This window comes from Rhodococcus sp. ACPA1 (assembly GCF_002300195.1).
Taxonomy (GTDB): domain Bacteria; phylum Actinomycetota; class Actinomycetes; order Mycobacteriales; family Mycobacteriaceae; genus Rhodococcus_F; species Rhodococcus_F opacus.
On sequence record NZ_NSDX01000038.1, the window covers coordinates 1 to 383 of the forward strand.

The following is a 383-nucleotide window of genomic DNA, read 5'->3' on the forward strand; positions in this document are numbered from 1 at the left end:
GACTTCGTCCACATCCCGGGCGACGACGCGGAGCACACGATCTTCTACATCTTCGCGCTGTCCACGTGGGGCCTGCAGATGTTCACGTACTACCGCGCCTACCGAGCGTTCGACGCATACAACAAGCGCGTCGATGCTCAGGCGGTCAGCGGCAGCGCTCCCGCTACGGCCTGAGCGGCCGGACCTTTCCGTGTGATCGATCGAGAGTCAGGAACCGAAAAATGACAACGCACGACGTGCATGAAGAGACCACCGAGGTAGTCGTTGTCGGCGCCGGAATGTCGGGGCTGATGGCGGCCACCACGCTGGCGCCGGAGACCGACGTGGTGGTGCTCGAATCCACCGATCGCACGGGCGGACGAGTCGAGACCGTCCGTCGGGGC

1 protein-coding gene and 1 pseudogene are annotated in these 383 nt (G+C 64.5%); both read left to right on the top strand.

Annotation, left to right across the window (positions count from 1 at the left end; translation table 11 throughout):
• Window positions 1-174: pseudogene (locus CJ177_RS49135) on the top strand (transporter); the annotation flags it as partial.
• Between the two features lie 47 nt (window positions 175-221).
• Window positions 222-383 (top strand): NAD(P)-binding protein (locus tag CJ177_RS46575; RefSeq protein ID WP_143548838.1); only part of this gene is annotated, 162 nt, incomplete at its 3' end.